Annotated in this window: 18 protein-coding genes and 1 tRNA gene; 11 read left to right on the top strand and 8 right to left on the bottom strand. The window is 70.2% G+C overall.

Annotation, left to right across the window (positions count from 1 at the left end; all coding sequences use genetic code 11):
- Positions 1-132: 132 nt before the first annotated feature.
- The 3 genes from AB0C12_RS11910 to dcd form a co-directional block, all read right to left on the bottom strand.
- The gene (locus AB0C12_RS11910) at positions 133-414 is read right to left on the bottom strand and encodes a YciI family protein (RefSeq protein ID WP_360546814.1); all 282 of its coding nucleotides are present in this window, start codon (positions 412-414) and stop codon (positions 133-135) included.
- A 115-nt stretch (positions 415-529) separates the two neighbouring features.
- Entirely contained in the window at positions 530-1,273 is a 744-nt protein-coding gene (locus AB0C12_RS11905; protein WP_360546812.1) for a hypothetical protein, read from the bottom strand.
- A 550-nt stretch (positions 1,274-1,823) separates the two neighbouring features.
- Positions 1,824-2,402 carry a dCTP deaminase gene (gene dcd, locus AB0C12_RS11900; protein ID WP_360546810.1) on the bottom strand — a complete coding sequence of 193 codons (579 nt, stop codon included), beginning with the start codon at positions 2,400-2,402 and terminating at the stop codon, positions 1,824-1,826.
- 75 nt (positions 2,403-2,477) lie between these two features.
- Between dcd and AB0C12_RS11895 the strand changes: the two genes are divergently transcribed.
- From AB0C12_RS11895 to AB0C12_RS11870, 6 genes are all read left to right on the top strand, one after another.
- Positions 2,478-2,993 (top strand): pyridoxamine 5'-phosphate oxidase family protein, encoded by a 516-nt coding sequence (locus AB0C12_RS11895; RefSeq protein ID WP_360546808.1) that lies wholly within the window; start codon positions 2,478-2,480, stop codon positions 2,991-2,993.
- A 136-nt stretch (positions 2,994-3,129) separates the two neighbouring features.
- Positions 3,130-3,203 (top strand) — tRNA-Gly (locus tag AB0C12_RS11890).
- A 97-nt stretch (positions 3,204-3,300) separates the two neighbouring features.
- Positions 3,301-3,792: a hypothetical protein gene (locus AB0C12_RS11885; RefSeq protein WP_360546806.1), complete on the top strand. Its 492-nt coding sequence runs from the start codon at positions 3,301-3,303 to the stop codon at positions 3,790-3,792.
- A gap of 43 nt (positions 3,793-3,835) precedes the next feature.
- Positions 3,836-4,390 carry an NUDIX hydrolase gene (locus AB0C12_RS11880; protein ID WP_360546804.1) on the top strand — a complete coding sequence of 185 codons (555 nt, stop codon included), beginning with the start codon at positions 3,836-3,838 and terminating at the stop codon, positions 4,388-4,390.
- Between the two features lie 141 nt (positions 4,391-4,531).
- Positions 4,532-4,918 carry a hypothetical protein gene (locus AB0C12_RS11875; RefSeq protein ID WP_360546802.1) on the top strand — a complete coding sequence of 129 codons (387 nt, stop codon included), beginning with the start codon at positions 4,532-4,534 and terminating at the stop codon, positions 4,916-4,918.
- 61 nt (positions 4,919-4,979) lie between these two features.
- Positions 4,980-5,396: a hypothetical protein gene (locus AB0C12_RS11870; protein ID WP_360546800.1), complete on the top strand. Its 417-nt coding sequence runs from the start codon at positions 4,980-4,982 to the stop codon at positions 5,394-5,396.
- 11 nt (positions 5,397-5,407) lie between these two features.
- On the opposite strand, the gene AB0C12_RS11865 is transcribed toward AB0C12_RS11870, so the two are convergent.
- From AB0C12_RS11865 to AB0C12_RS11855, 3 genes are all read right to left on the bottom strand, one after another.
- The gene (locus tag AB0C12_RS11865; RefSeq protein WP_360546798.1) at positions 5,408-6,298 is read right to left on the bottom strand and encodes a LamG domain-containing protein; all 891 of its coding nucleotides are present in this window, start codon (positions 6,296-6,298) and stop codon (positions 5,408-5,410) included.
- A 76-nt stretch (positions 6,299-6,374) separates the two neighbouring features.
- Positions 6,375-7,400: a hemolysin family protein gene (locus tag AB0C12_RS11860; protein WP_360546796.1), complete on the bottom strand. Its 1,026-nt coding sequence runs from the start codon at positions 7,398-7,400 to the stop codon at positions 6,375-6,377.
- Entirely contained in the window at positions 7,393-8,727 is a 1,335-nt protein-coding gene (locus AB0C12_RS11855) for a hemolysin family protein (protein ID WP_360546794.1), read from the bottom strand. The genes AB0C12_RS11860 and AB0C12_RS11855 overlap by 8 nt, the downstream gene beginning before the upstream one ends.
- A 108-nt stretch (positions 8,728-8,835) precedes the next feature.
- On the opposite strand from AB0C12_RS11855, the gene AB0C12_RS11850 reads away from it, so the two are divergent.
- The gene (locus AB0C12_RS11850; protein WP_360546792.1) at positions 8,836-9,495 is read left to right on the top strand and encodes a GPP34 family phosphoprotein; all 660 of its coding nucleotides are present in this window, start codon (positions 8,836-8,838) and stop codon (positions 9,493-9,495) included.
- Positions 9,496-9,500: 5 nt separating this feature from the next.
- Here the strand turns inward: AB0C12_RS11850 and AB0C12_RS11845 are convergent, their stop codons facing one another.
- The gene (locus tag AB0C12_RS11845) at positions 9,501-11,639 is read right to left on the bottom strand and encodes a (Fe-S)-binding protein (protein WP_360546790.1); all 2,139 of its coding nucleotides are present in this window, start codon (positions 11,637-11,639) and stop codon (positions 9,501-9,503) included.
- Positions 11,640-11,850: 211 nt separating this feature from the next.
- Positions 11,851-12,114 (bottom strand): cell division protein CrgA, encoded by a 264-nt coding sequence (locus AB0C12_RS11840; protein ID WP_360546788.1) that lies wholly within the window; start codon positions 12,112-12,114, stop codon positions 11,851-11,853.
- Positions 12,115-12,282: 168 nt separating this feature from the next.
- Here AB0C12_RS11840 and AB0C12_RS11835 point away from each other — a divergent pair, with 168 nt between their 5' ends.
- The 4 genes from AB0C12_RS11835 to AB0C12_RS11820 all read left to right on the top strand — a co-directional run bounded on the left by AB0C12_RS11835 (position 12,283) and on the right by AB0C12_RS11820 (position 16,720).
- Positions 12,283-13,092, top strand: a complete 810-nt coding sequence (locus AB0C12_RS11835; protein WP_360546786.1) for a DUF881 domain-containing protein — start codon at positions 12,283-12,285, stop codon at positions 13,090-13,092.
- A gap of 1,289 nt (positions 13,093-14,381) precedes the next feature.
- Positions 14,382-15,770, top strand: coding sequence for a class E sortase (locus AB0C12_RS11830; protein WP_360546784.1), 1,389 nt, complete (start codon positions 14,382-14,384; stop codon positions 15,768-15,770).
- Positions 15,771-15,779: 9 nt separating this feature from the next.
- A complete protein-coding gene (locus AB0C12_RS11825) occupies positions 15,780-16,061 on the top strand; it encodes a hypothetical protein (RefSeq protein WP_360546782.1) in 282 nt (93 codons plus the stop codon).
- Positions 16,062-16,069: 8 nt separating this feature from the next.
- Entirely contained in the window at positions 16,070-16,720 is a 651-nt protein-coding gene (locus AB0C12_RS11820) for an aminodeoxychorismate/anthranilate synthase component II (RefSeq protein ID WP_360546780.1), read from the top strand.
- Positions 16,721-16,738: the final 18 nt, after the last annotated feature.

Below are 16,738 nucleotides of genomic sequence, written 5' to 3'. Positions count from 1 at the left end.
GGCTTGCGCCTGGACGGCCGGGCTTGCCGCCGGCTTGCGCCTGGACGGCCGGGCTTGCCGCCGGCTTGCGCCTGGACGGCCGGGCTTGCCGCCGGCTTGCGCCTGGACGGCCGGGCTTGCCGCCGGGCTGACTCAGGCGGTGGGGTTTTTCCAGTCGGCGAGGACGCCGCGGGTGGGCTGCCAGCCCGTCGCGGCGTAGTCGGCCAGGCCCTGGCGGACGTAGGGGTCGTCGGCGAGCAGCTCGTGCGCCCGGGCCTCGGACTCGACGTCCAGCAGCAGGATGCCACCGACCGGCGGGTCCTGGCGGCCGGCGGAGACCAGCACGCCGGCCCGCTGCAGCTCGTCGACGAAGGCGAGGTGTGCGGTCCGGACCTCGTCGACCTGCTCGAGCGGGGCGCGATAGGTCGAGATCATCAGGTACACGGTGGTGTCCTCTCAGCCGCGGATAGCTCGCGGCAATCGTACGAGGACGGGGAGGTGCGCGCGGCCGGGTCCTGGTGGACCCGGCCGGTGCGTCAGTTGCCGGTGCCTAGTGCCACCAGCCGCCGGACCTGAAGCCGGTCGACCACTGGTGCTCGGTGCACTGCCGGGCGGTGGCGAAGCGCTGCTCGTCGAGGACGGCGGTCACTCCGGCGTTGTAGGTGCCGAGTCCGAAGCCGATGCCCGTGACGGTCATCCGGGGGTTCTCGGCGACGACCTGCGCGAAGGTCTTGGTGGCCGGGCCACCAGCGGTCTTGGGCAGGCCGGTGATCGTGGTCGAGGACGTCCACAGCGGACCGTCGAGCACGTTCCACTCGGTGCGGACCTTGCGCTGCGGGTTGCCGGCGCCGATCGAGCCCAGGTAGTAGTACGGCTCGAAGATGAGCACGCCCTCGCCGGCGGCCGTCCTGACGAAGACGTGGTACGAGGGCAGCGCAGCGTCGTTGACGGTGTTGTTGTCGCCTGCGGTCGTGTCGAGCTTGACCGTCTCGTAGCTCATCTCGGTGACCGTGCTGGCCGCCACCGGCTTGAAGGAGCTGCGCCACGACACCTTGTCGGCGTTGCTGGACCGGGCGGTGGTCAGCTTGACGCCGTCGGTGACGACGGTGGCGGTGGCCGTACCGACCTTGGTGATGCCGGCGGTGGTGCTGTGCTTCTCGATCTTGCAAGGCTGGTGCGACGAGGCGCTGGCCGGCTGCGCGTTCACGGCAAGCGCGCCCGAGGCGGCCATCACCAGAGCGGCGGCGAGCACGCGACGCGTGGTGAGGCGGAAGATCGTACCGTTTTGGTCCATTCGGGCATTGTATTGACTTTGGGGGGTTATGATGCGCCGCGGTTGCTTCCGCGTCTGCCCGACGGTGCGACGAGTGTGCCCTGGCCTGCGCTTCCTCTGGCGCCTCTGATCGCTGCGTTTGGCTGCGACCCCGGGCGCGTCCGCCGCGCGAGGATCTGGGGTCATGGCCGGCGACGCTGGGCGGGACTTCCACCGGCGCTAGCCGGCCTGCTGCGACGATCGCCGGCTCGCGGACCTGACCGAGTTCGTCGACGATCCCGAGGTGCGGATCAACGGCACTGACGTCGCGGGGCTGCGGGGCTGCGGGGCCGTTGTCGAGCCGTTGCCCGACTACCGGTGGGTCATGGCCGGCTCGTCGGTGCTGACGCGACCTTCCGGCGCCTGGCCGGTCTTGTGAGCACGCAGCCGGCAGGGTGAGGGTGGCCGTTCATGAGCCGCCAGGCGATTGGCCGCCCTCGCCCGGTCTCGGCGGGAGCGACGGTCGGTGCCATGCAACCAGGCACGACATGCCCTTGATCCTGCCTTTGGGCTTGATCTTGCTTGGGGTCTGTCAGGTCGTCGGCCAGGTGCGGAAATTGTGGTGGCTGCGGCTCGGGGTCGGACCGCGCTGGCCCTGGTAGCGCGAGCCGTAGACCGCCGAGCCGTAGGGGTGCTCCGCCGGGGACGACAGGCGGAAGATGCACAGCTGGCCGATCTTCATGCCCGGCCACAGCTTGATCGGCAAGTTGGCCACGTTGGACAGCTCCAGCGTCACGTGCCCGGAGAAGCCCGGGTCGATGAAGCCGGCGGTCGAGTGGGTCAGCAGGCCGAGCCGGCCCAGGCTGCTCTTGCCCTCCAGCCGCCCGGCCAGCTGGTCGCCCAGCGTGATCACCTCGAGCGTCGAGGCCAGCACGAACTCGCCCGGATGCAGCACGAACGGCTCGCCGTCGGCCGTCTCGACCTCGGCGGTCAGATCGTCCTGCTGCTCGGCCGGGTCGATGTGCGTGTACAGGTGGTTGTTGAACACGCGGAAGAAGCGGTCCAGCCGGACGTCGATGCTGGACGGCTGCATCAGCTCCGGCGCGAACGGCTCGAGAGCGAGGTTTTCCGACTTGATCTCGGAGACCAGGTCACGGTCGGAGAGCAGCATCGGCACACCATACCGACCGGCATTGGAGTGCGTGTTCAGTGGTCGACTAGAACATATGTTCGATATGATGTTCGCATGGCTTCCTGGTCCGAATTCGCCGCGGCTGAGCCCGAGCTCGCCGCGGCTGTCCGCGCACTGCTCCAGCAGTACGGCCCCGGCATGGGCTACCTCGCGACAGTCCGCGCCGACGGCGGGCCCCGCGTGCACCCCGTGTCCCCGGTCATCACCGACGAAGGCCTCTACTGCTTCGTGGTCAACTCGGCAAAACGCCGCGACCTGGAACGCGACGGCCGCTACGCCCTGCACTCGTACCCACCGGAGGAAAGCGACGACGAGGCGTACGTGACCGGCCACGCCCACCCGGTGACCGACCCGGCGGTGATCAACCGCCTGGCGGAAGCCCTCCGCGCCTCCGCCCTGGTCGACTGGCGCCTCTTCGAGTTCGACATCACCACAGCCATGCTCCGCCGCCACGGCCCCGCCGGCGCCCTGCCCCTGGCAATGACCCTGCGATACCCCCCGATCACCCGATCGTGGCGCGACCCGGCCGCCAACTTAGGCCGCCCCCTGGTCGCCGCCGCAAGGTCGTAGGCACCGGCCGGCCACCGCTCTGCGTCGCGGGGCGCTGCCAGGTTCGGGAGGGAGCTGGGCCGCACCAGGTCCGGCCGGTGCCTACTCGGGGCGGCTCCGCCATCAAGCCCGGTAATCGGGTACAGTGGGGCCGCTCGCGGGTGTAGTTCAATGGCAGAACATCAGCTTCCCAAGCTGACAGTGCGGGTTCGATTCCCGTCACCCGCTCCACATACGAAGCGCCTGGTCGCGGCTGATGCCGAGGCCAGGCGTTCGTCGTCTTGGCGCGCCTCTGCTCAGCGGGAGGCGTGGCAGGAGAATCGCTCGGGTGGAGATCATCCGATGGGTCGACGTCGCAGAGTGGTTCGATCCGTCGCAGAACGGGAGCGCTCCTGACGTCGTGGTGCCTGATACCGCGAGGGCGGACTGGGAAGCGCTGTTGGAGCTCATCCGGTCCGAGGGTTGGCGGTGTGAGTACCAGGTTGGCGACGAGCGGCGTCCGCTGCCGGCAGCAGCCGCTGAGCTGTTCGATTCAAACCTGAAGGGCTCGCTGCGGAGTGTGTGGGTCTGGCCCGACCCCGGCTTGGAGTGGATCATCCGACCGTGGACTTCCGGCGAGATCGTGAGCGATGTCAGCCTGCATGAGATCCAGGGTCAGGAGAGGCTGGACGCCTTCTGCCGTTTCCTGCGGACCCTTGGTGCAGCGCTCAGCAAGTCCGTGCTCGTGTACGCCGAAGGAACTTTCGACAGTCACCCGCCGATGATGGCGTACGAGTCGGCCAACGACCGAGTGGCTTTCCTGGCCGACTCGTGGCACTGAGATCGAGGGCGGCGGTGTCATACCCCCTCGCTAGGTTGCGGGCATGAGTCGTGACGAGTTGCAGCGGCGGTCGCTGGCGGCCGCGTTGGGCGATGTTGGTGCTGCACGGGTCGAATATGACGATGTCGCGGGCTGGGTGGCTGCCTCTGGTGGCAGTCCCGGGCATCCGTTGGGGGCCGAGGTCTGGGTGTTCGATGCGGACCTGTCCCGGGTTCTGCTGGTGCGGCATCCGTGGCGCGGTTGGGTTCCGCCGGGCGGGCAGGTTGAGCCGGGGGAGACGCCCCGTGAGGCAGCGCGTCGTGAGTTGCGTGAAGAGACCGGAGTGGATGTCGGTCTTTTCGATCGGCCGGCCGCTGTCTGCGTCCGCTCTTACCATCCCGACAAGCCGGCGAGCTTGGGCCTGTCCTATGCCGCGATCGCCGATCCTGCATTTCCGCTGCAGGCCGAGCCCGGTCAGCCGGCCGCATGGCTGAGCCTGGATGGCCCCTGGGAGAGCTGTTTTCCGGACGACCTGGTTCGCATGCGCCTGCACGCGGAGTGGCTGGCCGGATTTCCTCCGTCTGAAGTGTCAGGGACGCACGCGGATGTGCGTCGATAGACCTGGAGGCCTGCGTCTTAAGATCGGGATGACAGCGTGGCCGGGGACAGCTCCAGCTCGTGGTCGAGACGGCGGCTCGGGCCAGTGGTGATGGCCCGAGCCTTCGCCTGTTCTCAGCGCACGGGGTAGGAGACTGGGACCATGGACCCTGAGCTGGCCGCCGCCCTGGTCCCGATCCTGGCTGACCTCGCCCGGCCCGGAGGCGTTCTTCCCGAGCTTCGCGACCAGGCCTGGAACGACCTCCCCGGCACCGCCAGCGCCTTCCTCTACGCCCAGGACGGGTCCGGGCAGGGGATCTCGATCACGCTCGGACGGCTGCCGGCTTTGCAGGTCGCCGAGCTGGCTGACCAGGTGCAGGAGTGGGCGGTCGAGGCGCTGTGGACGTTGGGCCGGCCCACCAACTGGCCGTTCTGCCCGCGCCATCCGCGCAGCCATCCGCTCGCGGCGATCGAGATCCGCGGGCGGGCGGTGTGGCATTGTCCCGCCGACCGCGTCGAGGTCGCGACGATCGGCCGGCTTCCGTCGTGACCACATGGTCTTGCTGACCGACTCGTGGCGCCGGGCGACGCGGCGGCCTTACGATCTCGGGGTGGCAGGCGACGACGTCAGCTCATCCTCCCGGAGGTCGCGCGAAGATCAGCAAGAGGTCGACGCGGAGGTGCGGGACACCGAGGCGCGACAGTTGCTGGACGGACTCCACGACCGGCAACGCTCCCTGGAGAAGCGCGAGACGCGGCTCGCCGATCGACAGCATGAAGCCGACGTGCGTGACGCGGACCTCGAGAGTCGCAGCCGCAAGCTCGATGACCAGGAGCGGCTCTTGCGGCGACATCATTCCCGGCTCGGTGCCCGGGAGCGGCAGCTCGCCGCGCGCGAAGCGAAGCTGCACGACCAGGAAGTCCAGATGGTCCAGGCGTTGTCGAACATCGACGAGCGCCGGCTCCAGCAGGACGAACGGGACCGGGCCGCGGATCAGCGCGAGATCGACGACTCGTTGCTGGAGTAGGACCTGGTCCGTCAGGCGATGGTCAGGAAGACGTTGTCGATCTGGCCGGAGAACTGGTCGTTGCCTTTGCCCGCGCCCTTGCCGCCCACCCGCAGCGGTTCCGCGTTCGCGATCGACAGGTTCGCCGGGAGGCGGACCCAGGCGCGTTCCAGGCCGTCGACCGTCAGGGTCAGGCGGTCCCTGGTCCGGGCACACATCAGGTTGTGCCAGCGACCGTCCGCCACGTCCATCAACGGTTCCGCGCGATAGATCTGGGCGCGGCCCGCGATCACGCAGCTCGGGTGGCCCTGCCGGTGGTCCACCTGCAGCTTGAACTGGCTCACCCCACCGACCGAGTAGCCCTTCTGGAAAACGTTCGCGCCGTCGGCCAGATCCCGGTGGGTCATCATGATCGACGCTCCGTAGCGCATCGGGCGGGTGCCGGGGTTCAGGGCGTCCTCGCGGAAGCCTTCGAGGATCGCCCTCGGGCACTGCCGTTCGCGGGCCAGGGTGCAGCGGGTCGGGTACTGCACGGCCAGGCCGTTGCCCTGCGGGACCAGGCTCAGGGTGCCGCCGTTCTGGGCGAGTGCCCGCAATGCGTACGCGCCGTGCGTGTCGGTCAGGGGCTGGTTCACTCCTCCGTCGAAGGTGTAGCGGACCGTGACCGGGGACTTGGCCACTGCGATCCGTCCACCGGTCTGGGGTACGGCGGCAAAGCCGGGGTTGATGGGGGTGAGTACGCCACCGGATGGGCGCGGCTGGAGAGCGACGTACTGCGGGCTGATCCGGGGCGGCTCGGTGGGGCCGGGGTGGACCAGTTGCGCTGCGAACAGGCCGGAGCCGAGGGCGGCGGTCGCTACCAGCGCGCCGAGGGGGGTGACGCGCCGGCGTGCGCCTCGCGGGGACCGTCGAGAGTCGAACATGCGGTTATTGTCCGGATCGCCGCTTTAACTAGCGTGTTCAAACTCCGTTTGCGCGTAAATGTGGGCTAAAGCACCCTTACGTGGTCGGCCGAACGGAGGGCTCCCCGATCACGGCATGCAGCACGTCGTCCAGGGCGATCACGCCGAGCGGCCGGCGCCCGTCACTGACCAGGACGATGTGCCGGCGGTCGCGTCGCATGGTCAGCAACAGGTCGGCCAGCGTGCGGTCCGGGGCCACCACGGCCAAGGGACGGATCATCTCGGCGGGCATCGGGAGGCTGCGCTGCGCTCCCTCGTACCCGAGGAGGTCCTTGACGTGCACGAAGCCCAGCACCCGCCGGGTCTCGCGCTGCACGACCGGCAGCCGCGACCGGCCGCTGCGGGTCGCCACCGCCTCGATGGTGGCCGGCGACGCGTCGTCGGCGACCGTCGTCACGCCCGCCCAGGGCTGCAGGGTGTCGGCCGCGGTCCGGTCGTTGAGGCCCAGCGCGGCGTGGATCCGGGCGTACTGCTCGGTGCCGAGCAGGCCCTCGGCCCGCGCCTGGGTCACCATGCCGGCCAGCTCCTCGGCGGTGAACACCGTCTTGACCGCGTCGGTGGCCTCGATCTTCCACAGCGACAACACCATCCGCGAGGCCCAGCGCATCGCGACCAGCAGCGGCTTGGTCCCGGTGCAGAAGGCCAACATGAACGGGCCCAGCACGAGCGCCGAGCGTTCCGGGCCGGCCAGGGTGATGTTCTTCGGGACCATCTCGCCGACCACGGTGTGCAGGAAGACGACCACGCCCAGCGCCAGCACGAAGGCCACCGGGTGGACCGCGTTCTCGGGCATCCCGATCGCGCCGAACGGGCCCTCCAGCAGGTGCGCGAGGGCGGGCTCGGCGATCGCACCCAGGCCGAGTGAGCAGATGGTGATCCCCAGCTGGGCGCCGGCGATCATCAGAGGAATCTGATTCATCGCCGACAGCGCCCAGCGGGCCGGCCGGGAGGTGGCGGCGAGCGGTTCGAGAGCCGTACGCCGGGACGCGATGAGCGCGAACTCACCACCGACGAACAGCGCGTTGCCGAGCAGCAGCACGACCGTGACCAGCAGCTCAGTCATCGGAACTCGCCGGCGGCGCGACGACCCGGACCTGCTCGATGCGGTGCCGGTCGACCTCGATGACGGTGAACTCCCAGCCGTCGTCCTCGAGCGACTCGCCGACGACCGGGATGTGCCCCAGCCGGGAGAGCAGGAAGCCGGCGAGCGTCTCGTACGGGCCCTCGGGCAGCCGGAAACCGGTCTGCTCGGCCACCTCGTCCTCCCGTAGCAGCCCGTCGACCAGGAACTTCCGGTCGTCGCCGGGCGCGGTCAGCTCCGCACTGCCGGCGTCGGTGAAGTCCACGTCGTACTCGTCAGCGATCTCGCCGACCAGCTCCTCGACCAAGTCCTCCACCGTGACCACGCCGTCGGTGCCGCCGTACTCGTCCACGACGATCGCCATGTCCGCGTCCGCGGCGCGCAGGGCGGCCAGCACCTTGTCCAGGTCGAGGCTCTCCGGCACGAAGACGGGCTCGCGGGCGACGGTGGACACCGCGGTCGAGGCGCGGCGTTCGGGCGGGACACCGAGGGCGTCGGACACCCCGACCACGCCGACGACCAGGTCGAGCGTCGACTCGTACACGGGGAAGCGGGTGTGGCCGGTCTCCCGGGCCGCGACGATGAGGTCCGCGACGCTCGCGGTGGTCTTGAGCCCGACCACGTCGACGCGCGGGGTCATCGCCTTCGCCGCGCGTTTCTCGCCGAAGCGGATCGTGCGGCGCAGCAGCGTCGCCGTCTCCGTGGGCAGCGCGCCGGCCCGGGCGCTGATCGCGGCCAGCAGACCCAGCTCCTCCGGCGAGCGGGCACTGGCCAGCTCCTCCTGCGGCTCGATGCCCAGCCGGCGGACCAGCCAGTTCGCCGAGCCGTTGAGCGCGCCGATCAGCCACTTGAAGAGCTTGGAGAACGTGCGCAGCGGGGCCGCGGTGGCCAGCGCGACCCGCATCGGCCGGGCCAGGGCCGCGTTCTTCGGCACCAGCTCGCCGAAGAGCATCGAGACGATCGTGGCCAGCACCAGCGAGAGCACGTGGGTGACGGTCTCGGTGGCGCCCCCGGCGATCGGCTCGATGCCCGGCCGGAAGATCCGGGACAGTGCGGGCTCGGCCAGATAGCCGGTCAGCAGGGCGGTGAGGGTGATGCCGAGCTGGGTGCCGGAGAGCTGGAAGGAGAGCTCGTGCAGGGCGTGCCGGACCGTACGGGCGCGCCGGTCACCCTCGTCGGCGCGCTTGTCGATCTCCGCCCGGTCGACGGTGACCAGGCCGAACTCGGCTGCCACGAAGAACGCGTTGCCCGCCGTGAGCAACGCGAAAGCCGCCAACGGGAGCACCGTCGTCAGGAGCGGGCCGTCCATGATCGGTTCACCTCGGCCCTCATTGTGCCGGAACGCGGCATCCCGCGGGCGCTCGTGTCCGGTGCCGCGGGTCACCTCCGCCGCCGGCCGCCCGGATACGGTCGCATCATGAACCTCGCCGAAGAGTTCGTGCTGCTCGCCTACGGCGACGACGGCGTGCCCGACACCGACAGCGTCCGTCTCGACCACGGCCTGGGCGGCGCCCTGCTGCTGGAGCTGGCCATCAGCGGCCGGATCGGCGTCGAGGACAAGAAGGTCGTGGTCCTGGACCCGACCGCGACCGGTGACCCGCTGGTGGATCAGGCCCTGGACCGGATCGTGGCCGACGACAAGCCCCGCAAGCCCGCCCACTGGGTCAAGAAGTTCACCGACACCCGCAAGCCGGCCCTGGACCGGATCGTCGACCAGGGCGTGCTGACCCGGGAGCAGGACAAGGTGCTGTTCGTCTTCCCGCGGACGCGCTATCCGGCCCCGAACGGCGTGGAGCCGGTGCCCGAGACGGAGGCGCGGCGACGGTTGACCGCCGCCGTTTCCGGAGCCGGGCCGGTCGAGCCGCGTACCGCTGCGCTCTGTGCCCTGGTGGGCGCGACCAACCTCGACCGCAAGGTCTTCCGCACGCTGGACCGCAAGCGGGTCGACGAGCGGCTCCGCGAGATCTCCGCGGGCGACCTGACCGCCGCGGCGGTCCGGCAGACCGTCGAGGAGATCCAGACCGCGGTCATCGTCGCGGTGGTCGCCGCCTCCGCGGTGAGCGCGGCGACCTCCTAGCCGCTCTAGGCGGGTGCCTTGTCGCCCTTGATCGAACGGAGCAGCACGCTCGCCACGTCCACGACCTCGACGTTGTCCTGCTCGCCCTTGCCGGTGACCCCGTCACCGATCATCGTGTAGCAGAACGGGCAGCCCACGGCGATCGTCTTCGCGCCGGTCGCCAGGGCCTCCTCGGTGCGCTCCACGTTGATCCGCTTGCCGATCTTCTCCTCCATCCACATGCGGGCACCGCCGGCGCCGCAGCAGAAGGACCGCTCGGAGTTGCGTGGCATCTCCACGAGGTTGGCCGCCTCGCCCAGCACCTCGCGGGGCGCGTCGAAGACCCGGTTGTGCCGGCCCAGGTAGCAGGGGTCGTGGTAGGTCACGTCGCCCTCGATCGGCTGGACGGGCGTGAGCTTGCCCTCCTTGACCAGGTGCGCGAGCAGCTGGGTGTGGTGCACGACCTCGACCTCGAGGCCCAGTTGCGAATACTCGTTGCCCAGCGTGTTGAAGCAGTGCGGGCAGGTCGCGACGATCCGCTTGACCTTCGCCTCTTGCAGGGTCTCGACGTTCTGCTGGGCCAGCATCTGGAAGACGAACTCGTTGCCGATCCGGCGGGCCGGGTCGCCCGTACAGGTCTCGCCCTCGCCGAGGATGGCGTAATTGACGCCGGCCTCGTGCAGCAGCGTGGCGACCGCCCGGGTGGTCTTCTTGGCCCGGTCCTCGAAGGCGCCGGCGCAGCCGACCCAGAACAGGTAGTCGAAGTCCTCGGTCTCGCCGACCCGCGGCACCTCGAAGTCGAGGCCCTTGGTCCAGTCCTCGCGGGTGTTCTGCGGCGCGCCCCAGGGGTTGCCCTTGTTCTCCAGGTTGCGCAGCATGACGCCGGCCTCGGCCGGGAAGCTGGACTCGATCAGCACCTGGTAGCGGCGCATGTCGACGATGTGGTCGACGTGCTCGATGTCCACCGGGCACTGCTCGACGCAGGCCCCGCAGGTGGTGCACGACCAGAGCACGTCCGGGTCGATCACGCCGCCCTCGGCCTCGGTGCCGATCAGCGGCCGGTTGCCCTCGGCGAGCGCCAGCACGTCCATGTGCGCGAGCTGGGCCTCGGTGGCCTTCTCCTCGCCGGTCAGATCCTTGCCGCCGCCCCCGAGCAGGTAGGGCGCCTTGGCATAGGCGTGATCCCGCAGCGACAGGACGAGCAGCTTGGGCGAGAGCGGCTTGGCCGTGTTCCACGCCGGGCACTGCGACTGGCAGCGGCCGCACTCGGTGCAGGTGGAGAAGTCGAGCAGGCCCTTCCAGGTGAACTGCTCGACCTGGGCCACGCCGAACTGGTCCTTCTCCGGGTCGGCCTCCTCGAAGTCGAGCGGCTTGCCGTCGCTCATCATCGGCTTGAGCGCGCCCAGGCCGGAGCCCGCGGGCTTCTCCGGGCTGCGCTTGAAGAAGATGTTGAAGAAGGCCAGGAAGCGGTGCCAGGCGACGCCCATCGTCACGTTCAGCGCGATGGTGATCAGCCAGCCCATGGAGATGAAGATCTTGACCAGGGCGACCCAGGTGGGTCCGTCGGCCGCGGCGGGCAGCAGGGCGCCGACGCCGTGGCTGACCGGGGTGGCCCAGGTGGCGTACTCGAAGGTGTCGTTGGCGACCTTGAAACCGCGGATCAGGAAGCCGCAGATCAGGACACCGACGATGATCGCCTCGACGAAGTAGCCCTGCCACATCGTGGAGCCGGTGAACCGGGAGACCTTCTTGCGCTTGTCGCGCTGGCGCCGGTAGATCAGGTAGAGGATGCCCAGCAGGCCGAGGACGCCGATCCACTCGGTGACCAGGCCGTAGATCGTCCAGTGGCCGATGATCGGCAGCCCGCCCTCGGGGTCGACCACCTCGAAGTAGGCCTCGACCACCAGCAGGAACAGGATCATGAAGGAGACCATCACGAACCAGTGCGCCGCACCGACCGCGGTCCACTTCAGCATCCGGGTGTGACCGAGGGTCTCGACCAGCATCGTGCGAGCGCGGGCGCCCTTGTCCCCGGAGCGGGTGGGGTCGGGCCGGCCCAGCCGGATCACCGCGGTCATCTGCATGACCGCCCGGACCGCCAGGACCACGGCGACGAGGGTGACGATGCCCGCCAGGACGGTGGCGACGATCTGCACTGTGCCCATGTGGTTGTGCCTCCTGGAGTCAGCTGGCCCGCCGACCTATGTTACCCACGAGTAATCAGAATGCGAGCGGCAGTCCAGGCAGGTGTTGCCGTCGTCTGGCGGAACGCAGTCGACAGCGCACCCCGCGGCTCGGACGCCGGGGTGCGCTGTCGGACAAATCAGACGCAGATCACGCTACCGCTCGGCCGGGGGCCGCGCGGCAGGAGCGGCACTAGCGCCAGCGGGAGAGGATGCCCAGGGAGGCGACCATGCAACCGAAGCCGACGAGGAGGTTCCAATACCGCCACGCCTCGACCGGGTACTGCTGCTCCGAGAGGTAGTACACCACCAGCCAGGAGATGCCGAAGACGATCAGCGCGACCGCCGTGATCGGCAGCCACACCGGACTCGGCTTCTTCGACGCCGCCGTCCCGGACGGACGAATGTCCGTCGGCGGGGTGTAGACCTTCTTCTTTCGAACCTGTGACTTCGGCACGGTGCTCTCCTGAGGGCAACAAGTGGTGAACAACCCACCCCTGAGCGGCTCCGGGGACCCCGAAAGCTGCCCGTGGCGAATACTGTTCGATAGCTAGCGTAGTCAAGGCGGCGCGCGCACAGGCACCCGCCGGTGCGTTTTTCGGCCGAGCCAGGGAGGACAACCGACGTGGAGTACACCACGGGGGCGCCCTCGTGGCGACTTGTCCTGCGACGAGCCCTTGGTGGATTACGTCCCCGCCGCAGAGCTCAACGGCAGCGCGGATGGTCGGTCGCGGTCCCACTGATCGGACTCGCGGCCGGTCTGTTGTTCACCACATCGGCGACAACGGCGGACGGCACCTCCCTGCGCGACGACCGCCGGCCGCAGCTCGCCCAGCTCATCGCGGACAAGCGCACCCGTCTCGAGGACCGCGAGAGAAAGGCCGCTGACCTGCGCGCGGCCGTCGACCAGGACGCGGCCCGGCTGGCGGACGTCGACGAACCGGTCAAGCGGGCCCGGCAGCGCGCGGACGCGATGCGCGGAGGCGCGGGCTTCACCGCCCTGCACGGCCCCGGCGTCACGGTCGTCCTCAACGACTCCCCGCAGCGGACCACCGGCACCGGCACGGACGCCCCCGAGAACGACGACCTCGTCGTCCACCAGGGTGACGTCCAGGCGGTGGTGAACGCATTGTGGGCAGGTGGGGCCGAGGCAATGGCGATCATGGATGTCCGCGTCATCTCCACGAGCGCGGTACGCTGTGTCGGCAACACGCTGCTGCTCCACGGCCAGGTCTTCTCGCCGCCATTCAAGATCACGGCGATCGGCGAACCCACGGCGATGCATCGCGCGTTGGAGTCCGCAGAGGGAGTCCAGCAATTCCGTACGGCAGTGGCGGACTTCGGACTCGGCTATCAGGAAACCGTCGAGAGGAACGTGACTGTGCGGGCGTACGACGGGTCGAGTGACCTCCGATCCGCCGAGGCCACGGAGTGATGGAAGCGTCGGACGCCCAGCAGGCAGCGGCGAACTCCGGTCGGCACCGCGCACCCGACGGCGACGCGCAGACGGCCTTCATTCCCCGGATCACGGACGCTTCGCCGGACGGCGTACCCGGTGGGCCGCTGGACCCACCGCCCAGCTTGGGGCCGGCGGCGCCTTGGGCCGCGCCGACCGGTCCGGTTTCGCCCGGGCAGGGGCCCTCAGTGCCCGCTCAGGCTCCGGTGTCGCCCGGGTCGTCCTTCCCGGCGCCTGCGGGTCCGGAGGTCGCTGGTGTGGCTGCTGGGGCCGTTTCGGCCGCTGACACTGCTGTGTTGCGGGGTGAGGCGGTTTCGGGGGCGGTTGATCCGGTGGTTGCCCGGGCTGCGGCGGCTGCTCGGGCTGCGGCCCGGACCGATGGCGTGCCGGTGGTGGGGCTTGCTGCTGGCCGGACAGACAGCTCGCCGGTGGTGGCCCGTGCTGCTGATGCTCCGGGCCGGCCCGATAGTTCGCCGGTGATTGCCAGCGCGGCGGCTGCTGTATCTCCGCCGACTGCTCCTGCCGGCTTTGATTTCTTCGCGGCTGCGGCTGAGGAGGCTCGGGTCGCCCGGGAATCGGCGCAGGCTGCGGGGGGTGGCTTCGCCGGGCCGGAGATCGCGGCTGCGCCGAATGCTCCGAACGGCTTCGCTCCGGCGGCCGGCCCGGCGATAAGTGAGTTTGCGCGGCCGCGCGAGGTGGACGGTCAGCGTTCCACCGGGTTTGCCGCGCCCAGTGACTATGCCCGGCCCGTCAGCGGCGCCACCGGCGGACAAAACTTCGCCCGGCCCGAGGGCAGTGCACCCGCCGCGAGCGACTTCGCACGGCCGACCAGTGCGTCCCCCGCCAGCGACTTCGCACGGCCGAACGGCAGCGCACCCGCCGCGAGTGACTTCGCGCGGCCGACCAGCGCGTCCCCCGCCAGCGACTTCGCGCGGCCGACCAGCGCGTCCCCCGCCAGCGACTTCGCGCGGCCGAGCAGCGCGAACGGCTTCGGGCGGCCCCCGGGTGACGCTGCCGAGGACTTCCGCCCTCTCAGCGGCTCGGCGTCCGCCGCGGCTGCCGCCCGGCCCGCCGGCGAAGCGCCCGATGCCTTCGACCAGCTCCGCAGCCCGGGCCGCCGCTCAGCTCACAGCCAAGAGAACGACGTCTACCCGACCCCGACCAGCAGCTACCGCGGCCCACTCACCGAGGACGGACGACCCGGCCGCCCCGAAGCCCAGCCGGCGAACGGATACGCCTCCCCCCGTCGCGCAGCAGCCGACGAAGCCATGCCGCGCCGCGCCGCCACCGAGGAAGCCGCCCCGCGCCGGTCAGCCGCTGACGAGGCCATGCCGCGCCGGACGTACCCCGACAGCTTCAGCCGGGTCAACGGCCTGGAGCCGAGGCCGGCCGACGCCTATCCCCAGGACGCCGGCCACGCCGAGGCGGCGAACGGCTTCGGCCGCCGAGCCGGCCAGACACCTTCCGGCCCGGACCAGCAGCTCCCGAACACCGCCGGGCGGGATCGGCTCGGCACCCCCTCGGTGGCGGATGCCTTCCGTTCTCGCAGCGAGCGCCGAGCCGTCCCCGACAGCAGGCGCAGCGCCCCCGAGCAGGACGGCCGTGAGCTGCTCGCCGCCGGCAGTGGCGGACTGCCGCCCCGCGAGACGCAGGACCCGTCAGCCACCGCCATCATTCGGACCGCGGATGCGCCGACCGGGCTGCTTCCCTCGGTTCGGCCCAAGGTCAGTTCCAAGTCGGCCCCGGATGTGAGCAGCTCTGTGCGTACCCCTCTGCCCGGCGGGTCCGGCACCGTCGGTGCCGCTTCCGTCGCTGCTGCCGCGGCCGCTGCCGCTGCCGATCCTGATCTCGATGACGGCGCGGCGGAGGACGCCAGGCCGCGGCGGGGTGAGAAGGTCGTCAAGTTGCGGCCCGAGCAGACCGACGAGGGTTACAAGAGCGTGTATTCCGAGCTGACCCGTCCGACGCTGGGTTCGCGGATCCGGTCCGCGGTGCGGGTCTCCGGCGAGCTGATGATCACCTTCGGGTTGATCGTGCTGCTGTTCGCCGGGTACGAGGTGTTCGGCAACTCGGCCAAGGTCGACAACGAGCAGGACACCCTGGCCACCGAGCTCGACGACCAGTGGAACGACCCGACCGTCGCGCCGAGCACGCCGGTCAAGGCCGCGCCGGCCGCGCCCGGGAAGGACCTGGTCGGGCGGCTCTACATTCCCAAGCTGGGCAAGCAGTGGGTCGTTGTCAACGGGGTGCGCCCGCAGGACATCCGGTACGCCCCCGGGCACTACCCGGACACCGCGGAGCCCGGCGAGATCGGCAACTTCTCGGTGGCCGGCCACCGGATCCGCAAGATCTTCTGGCGGCTGGACGAGCTCAAGCCGGGTGACGTGATCGGCGTCGAGACCCGCACCAACTGGTACGTCTACAAGGTCAGCGAGAGCGTGGTCGTCAAGCCCAGCGCCGTCGAGGTGGTGGCCCCGGTCCCCGGCAAGCCCAAGGCCAAGGCGACCAAGGCGATGCTCACGCTGACCACCTGCAACCCGAAGTTCAACAACTACGAGCGGCTCATCGTGCACGCCGAGCTGGTCGACACGGTCAAGCGGGACGCGTCACTGCCCAGCGCCGGCCGGCCCGCCGACATCGGCAAGACGAAGGCATAGGAGGTAGCGATGTATGCCTGGATCTGGGGCAAGCTGCCCTTCGGCCTGTGGGGCAAGCTGACCGGTTCCCTCGCGCTGGTCACGATGGTCGGCGCGCTGCTCTGGTACGTCGTGTTCCCGTGGGCCACGCCGCTGCTGCCGTTCGACGACGTGCAGGTGGGCACGGGCACCGAGCAGGGCGGCTCGGCCGAGCAGGACCCGAACGCGGTGCCGGGCGACGACTCGCTGCTGGGACCCGACGAGATCCCGTACAACGAGCACACCAACAATCCCCACCCGTCGGCCAGCTAGGTGGTCCCGTGCGCATCCTCGTGATCGACAACTACGACTCGTTCGTCTTCAACCTGGTGCAGTACCTGGGTCAGCTGGGTGCCGAGTGCGAGGTCCGGCGCAACGACGAGATCACCGTGGCCGACGTCGCCGGCTTCGGCGCCGCCGGGGTGCTGCTCTCGCCCGGGCCGGGCACGCCGGAGCGCGCCGGCATCATGATGGACGTCATTCAGGAGTACGCGGGCAAGCTGCCCATGTTCGGTGTCTGCCTCGGCCACCAGGCGATCGGTGCCGCGTTCGGTGGCACCGTCACCCGCGCCCCCGAGTTGCTGCACGGCAAGACCTCCACAGTGCAGCACAAGGGCACCGGCGTCCTGGCCGGTCTGCCCGATCCGTTCACCGCGACCCGCTACCACTCGCTGGCCGTCCTCCCGGAGACCCTGCCGGAGGAGATCGAGGTGACCGGCTGGACCGGGTCCGGCGTGGTCATGGCGATGCGGCACCGCACCCTGCCGATCGAGGGCGTGCAGTTCCACCCCGAGTCGGTGCTGACCGAGGGCGGCCACACCATGCTGGCCAACTGGCTGGCTTCCTGCGGCCTGCCGGAGGCGCTGGACCGGGCCCCCGAGCTCGCCGCCGAGGTGGAGAGCCGCCGGCGTTCGGCCTTCGCGACCGCCTGAGCCGTCCCGCACAACCAG

It is taken from the genome of Actinoplanes sp. NPDC048967, from assembly GCF_040649415.1.
Classification (GTDB): Bacteria; Actinomycetota; Actinomycetes; order Mycobacteriales; family Micromonosporaceae; genus Actinoplanes.
This window is presented reverse-complemented; position numbering and strand designations above follow the sequence as displayed.

Excerpts from the sequence above, each read along its gene's own strand:
- AB0C12_RS11860 (WP_360546796.1), bottom strand. The coding sequence starts at position 7,400 with ATGACTGAGCTGCTGGTCACGGTCGTGCTGCTGCTCGGCAACGCGCTG.
- AB0C12_RS11845 (WP_360546790.1), bottom strand. The coding sequence starts at position 11,639 with ATGGGCACAGTGCAGATCGTCGCCACCGTCCTGGCGGGCATCGTCACC.
- AB0C12_RS11880 (WP_360546804.1), top strand. The coding sequence starts at position 3,836 with ATGAGTCGTGACGAGTTGCAGCGGCGGTCGCTGGCGGCCGCGTTGGGC.
- AB0C12_RS11905 (WP_360546812.1), bottom strand. The coding sequence starts at position 1,273 with ATGGACCAAAACGGTACGATCTTCCGCCTCACCACGCGTCGCGTGCTC.
- AB0C12_RS11830 (WP_360546784.1), top strand. The coding sequence starts at position 14,382 with ATGCCGCGCCGCGCCGCCACCGAGGAAGCCGCCCCGCGCCGGTCAGCC.
- AB0C12_RS11825 (WP_360546782.1), top strand. The coding sequence starts at position 15,780 with ATGTATGCCTGGATCTGGGGCAAGCTGCCCTTCGGCCTGTGGGGCAAG.
- AB0C12_RS11865 (WP_360546798.1), bottom strand. The coding sequence starts at position 6,298 with ATGTTCGACTCTCGACGGTCCCCGCGAGGCGCACGCCGGCGCGTCACC.
- AB0C12_RS11855 (WP_360546794.1), bottom strand. The coding sequence starts at position 8,727 with ATGGACGGCCCGCTCCTGACGACGGTGCTCCCGTTGGCGGCTTTCGCG.
- dcd (WP_360546810.1), bottom strand. The coding sequence starts at position 2,402 with ATGCTGCTCTCCGACCGTGACCTGGTCTCCGAGATCAAGTCGGAAAAC.
- AB0C12_RS11875 (WP_360546802.1), top strand. The coding sequence starts at position 4,532 with ATGGACCCTGAGCTGGCCGCCGCCCTGGTCCCGATCCTGGCTGACCTC.
- AB0C12_RS11850 (WP_360546792.1), top strand. The coding sequence starts at position 8,836 with ATGAACCTCGCCGAAGAGTTCGTGCTGCTCGCCTACGGCGACGACGGC.
- AB0C12_RS11895 (WP_360546808.1), top strand. The coding sequence starts at position 2,478 with ATGGCTTCCTGGTCCGAATTCGCCGCGGCTGAGCCCGAGCTCGCCGCG.
- AB0C12_RS11910 (WP_360546814.1), bottom strand. The coding sequence starts at position 414 with ATGATCTCGACCTATCGCGCCCCGCTCGAGCAGGTCGACGAGGTCCGG.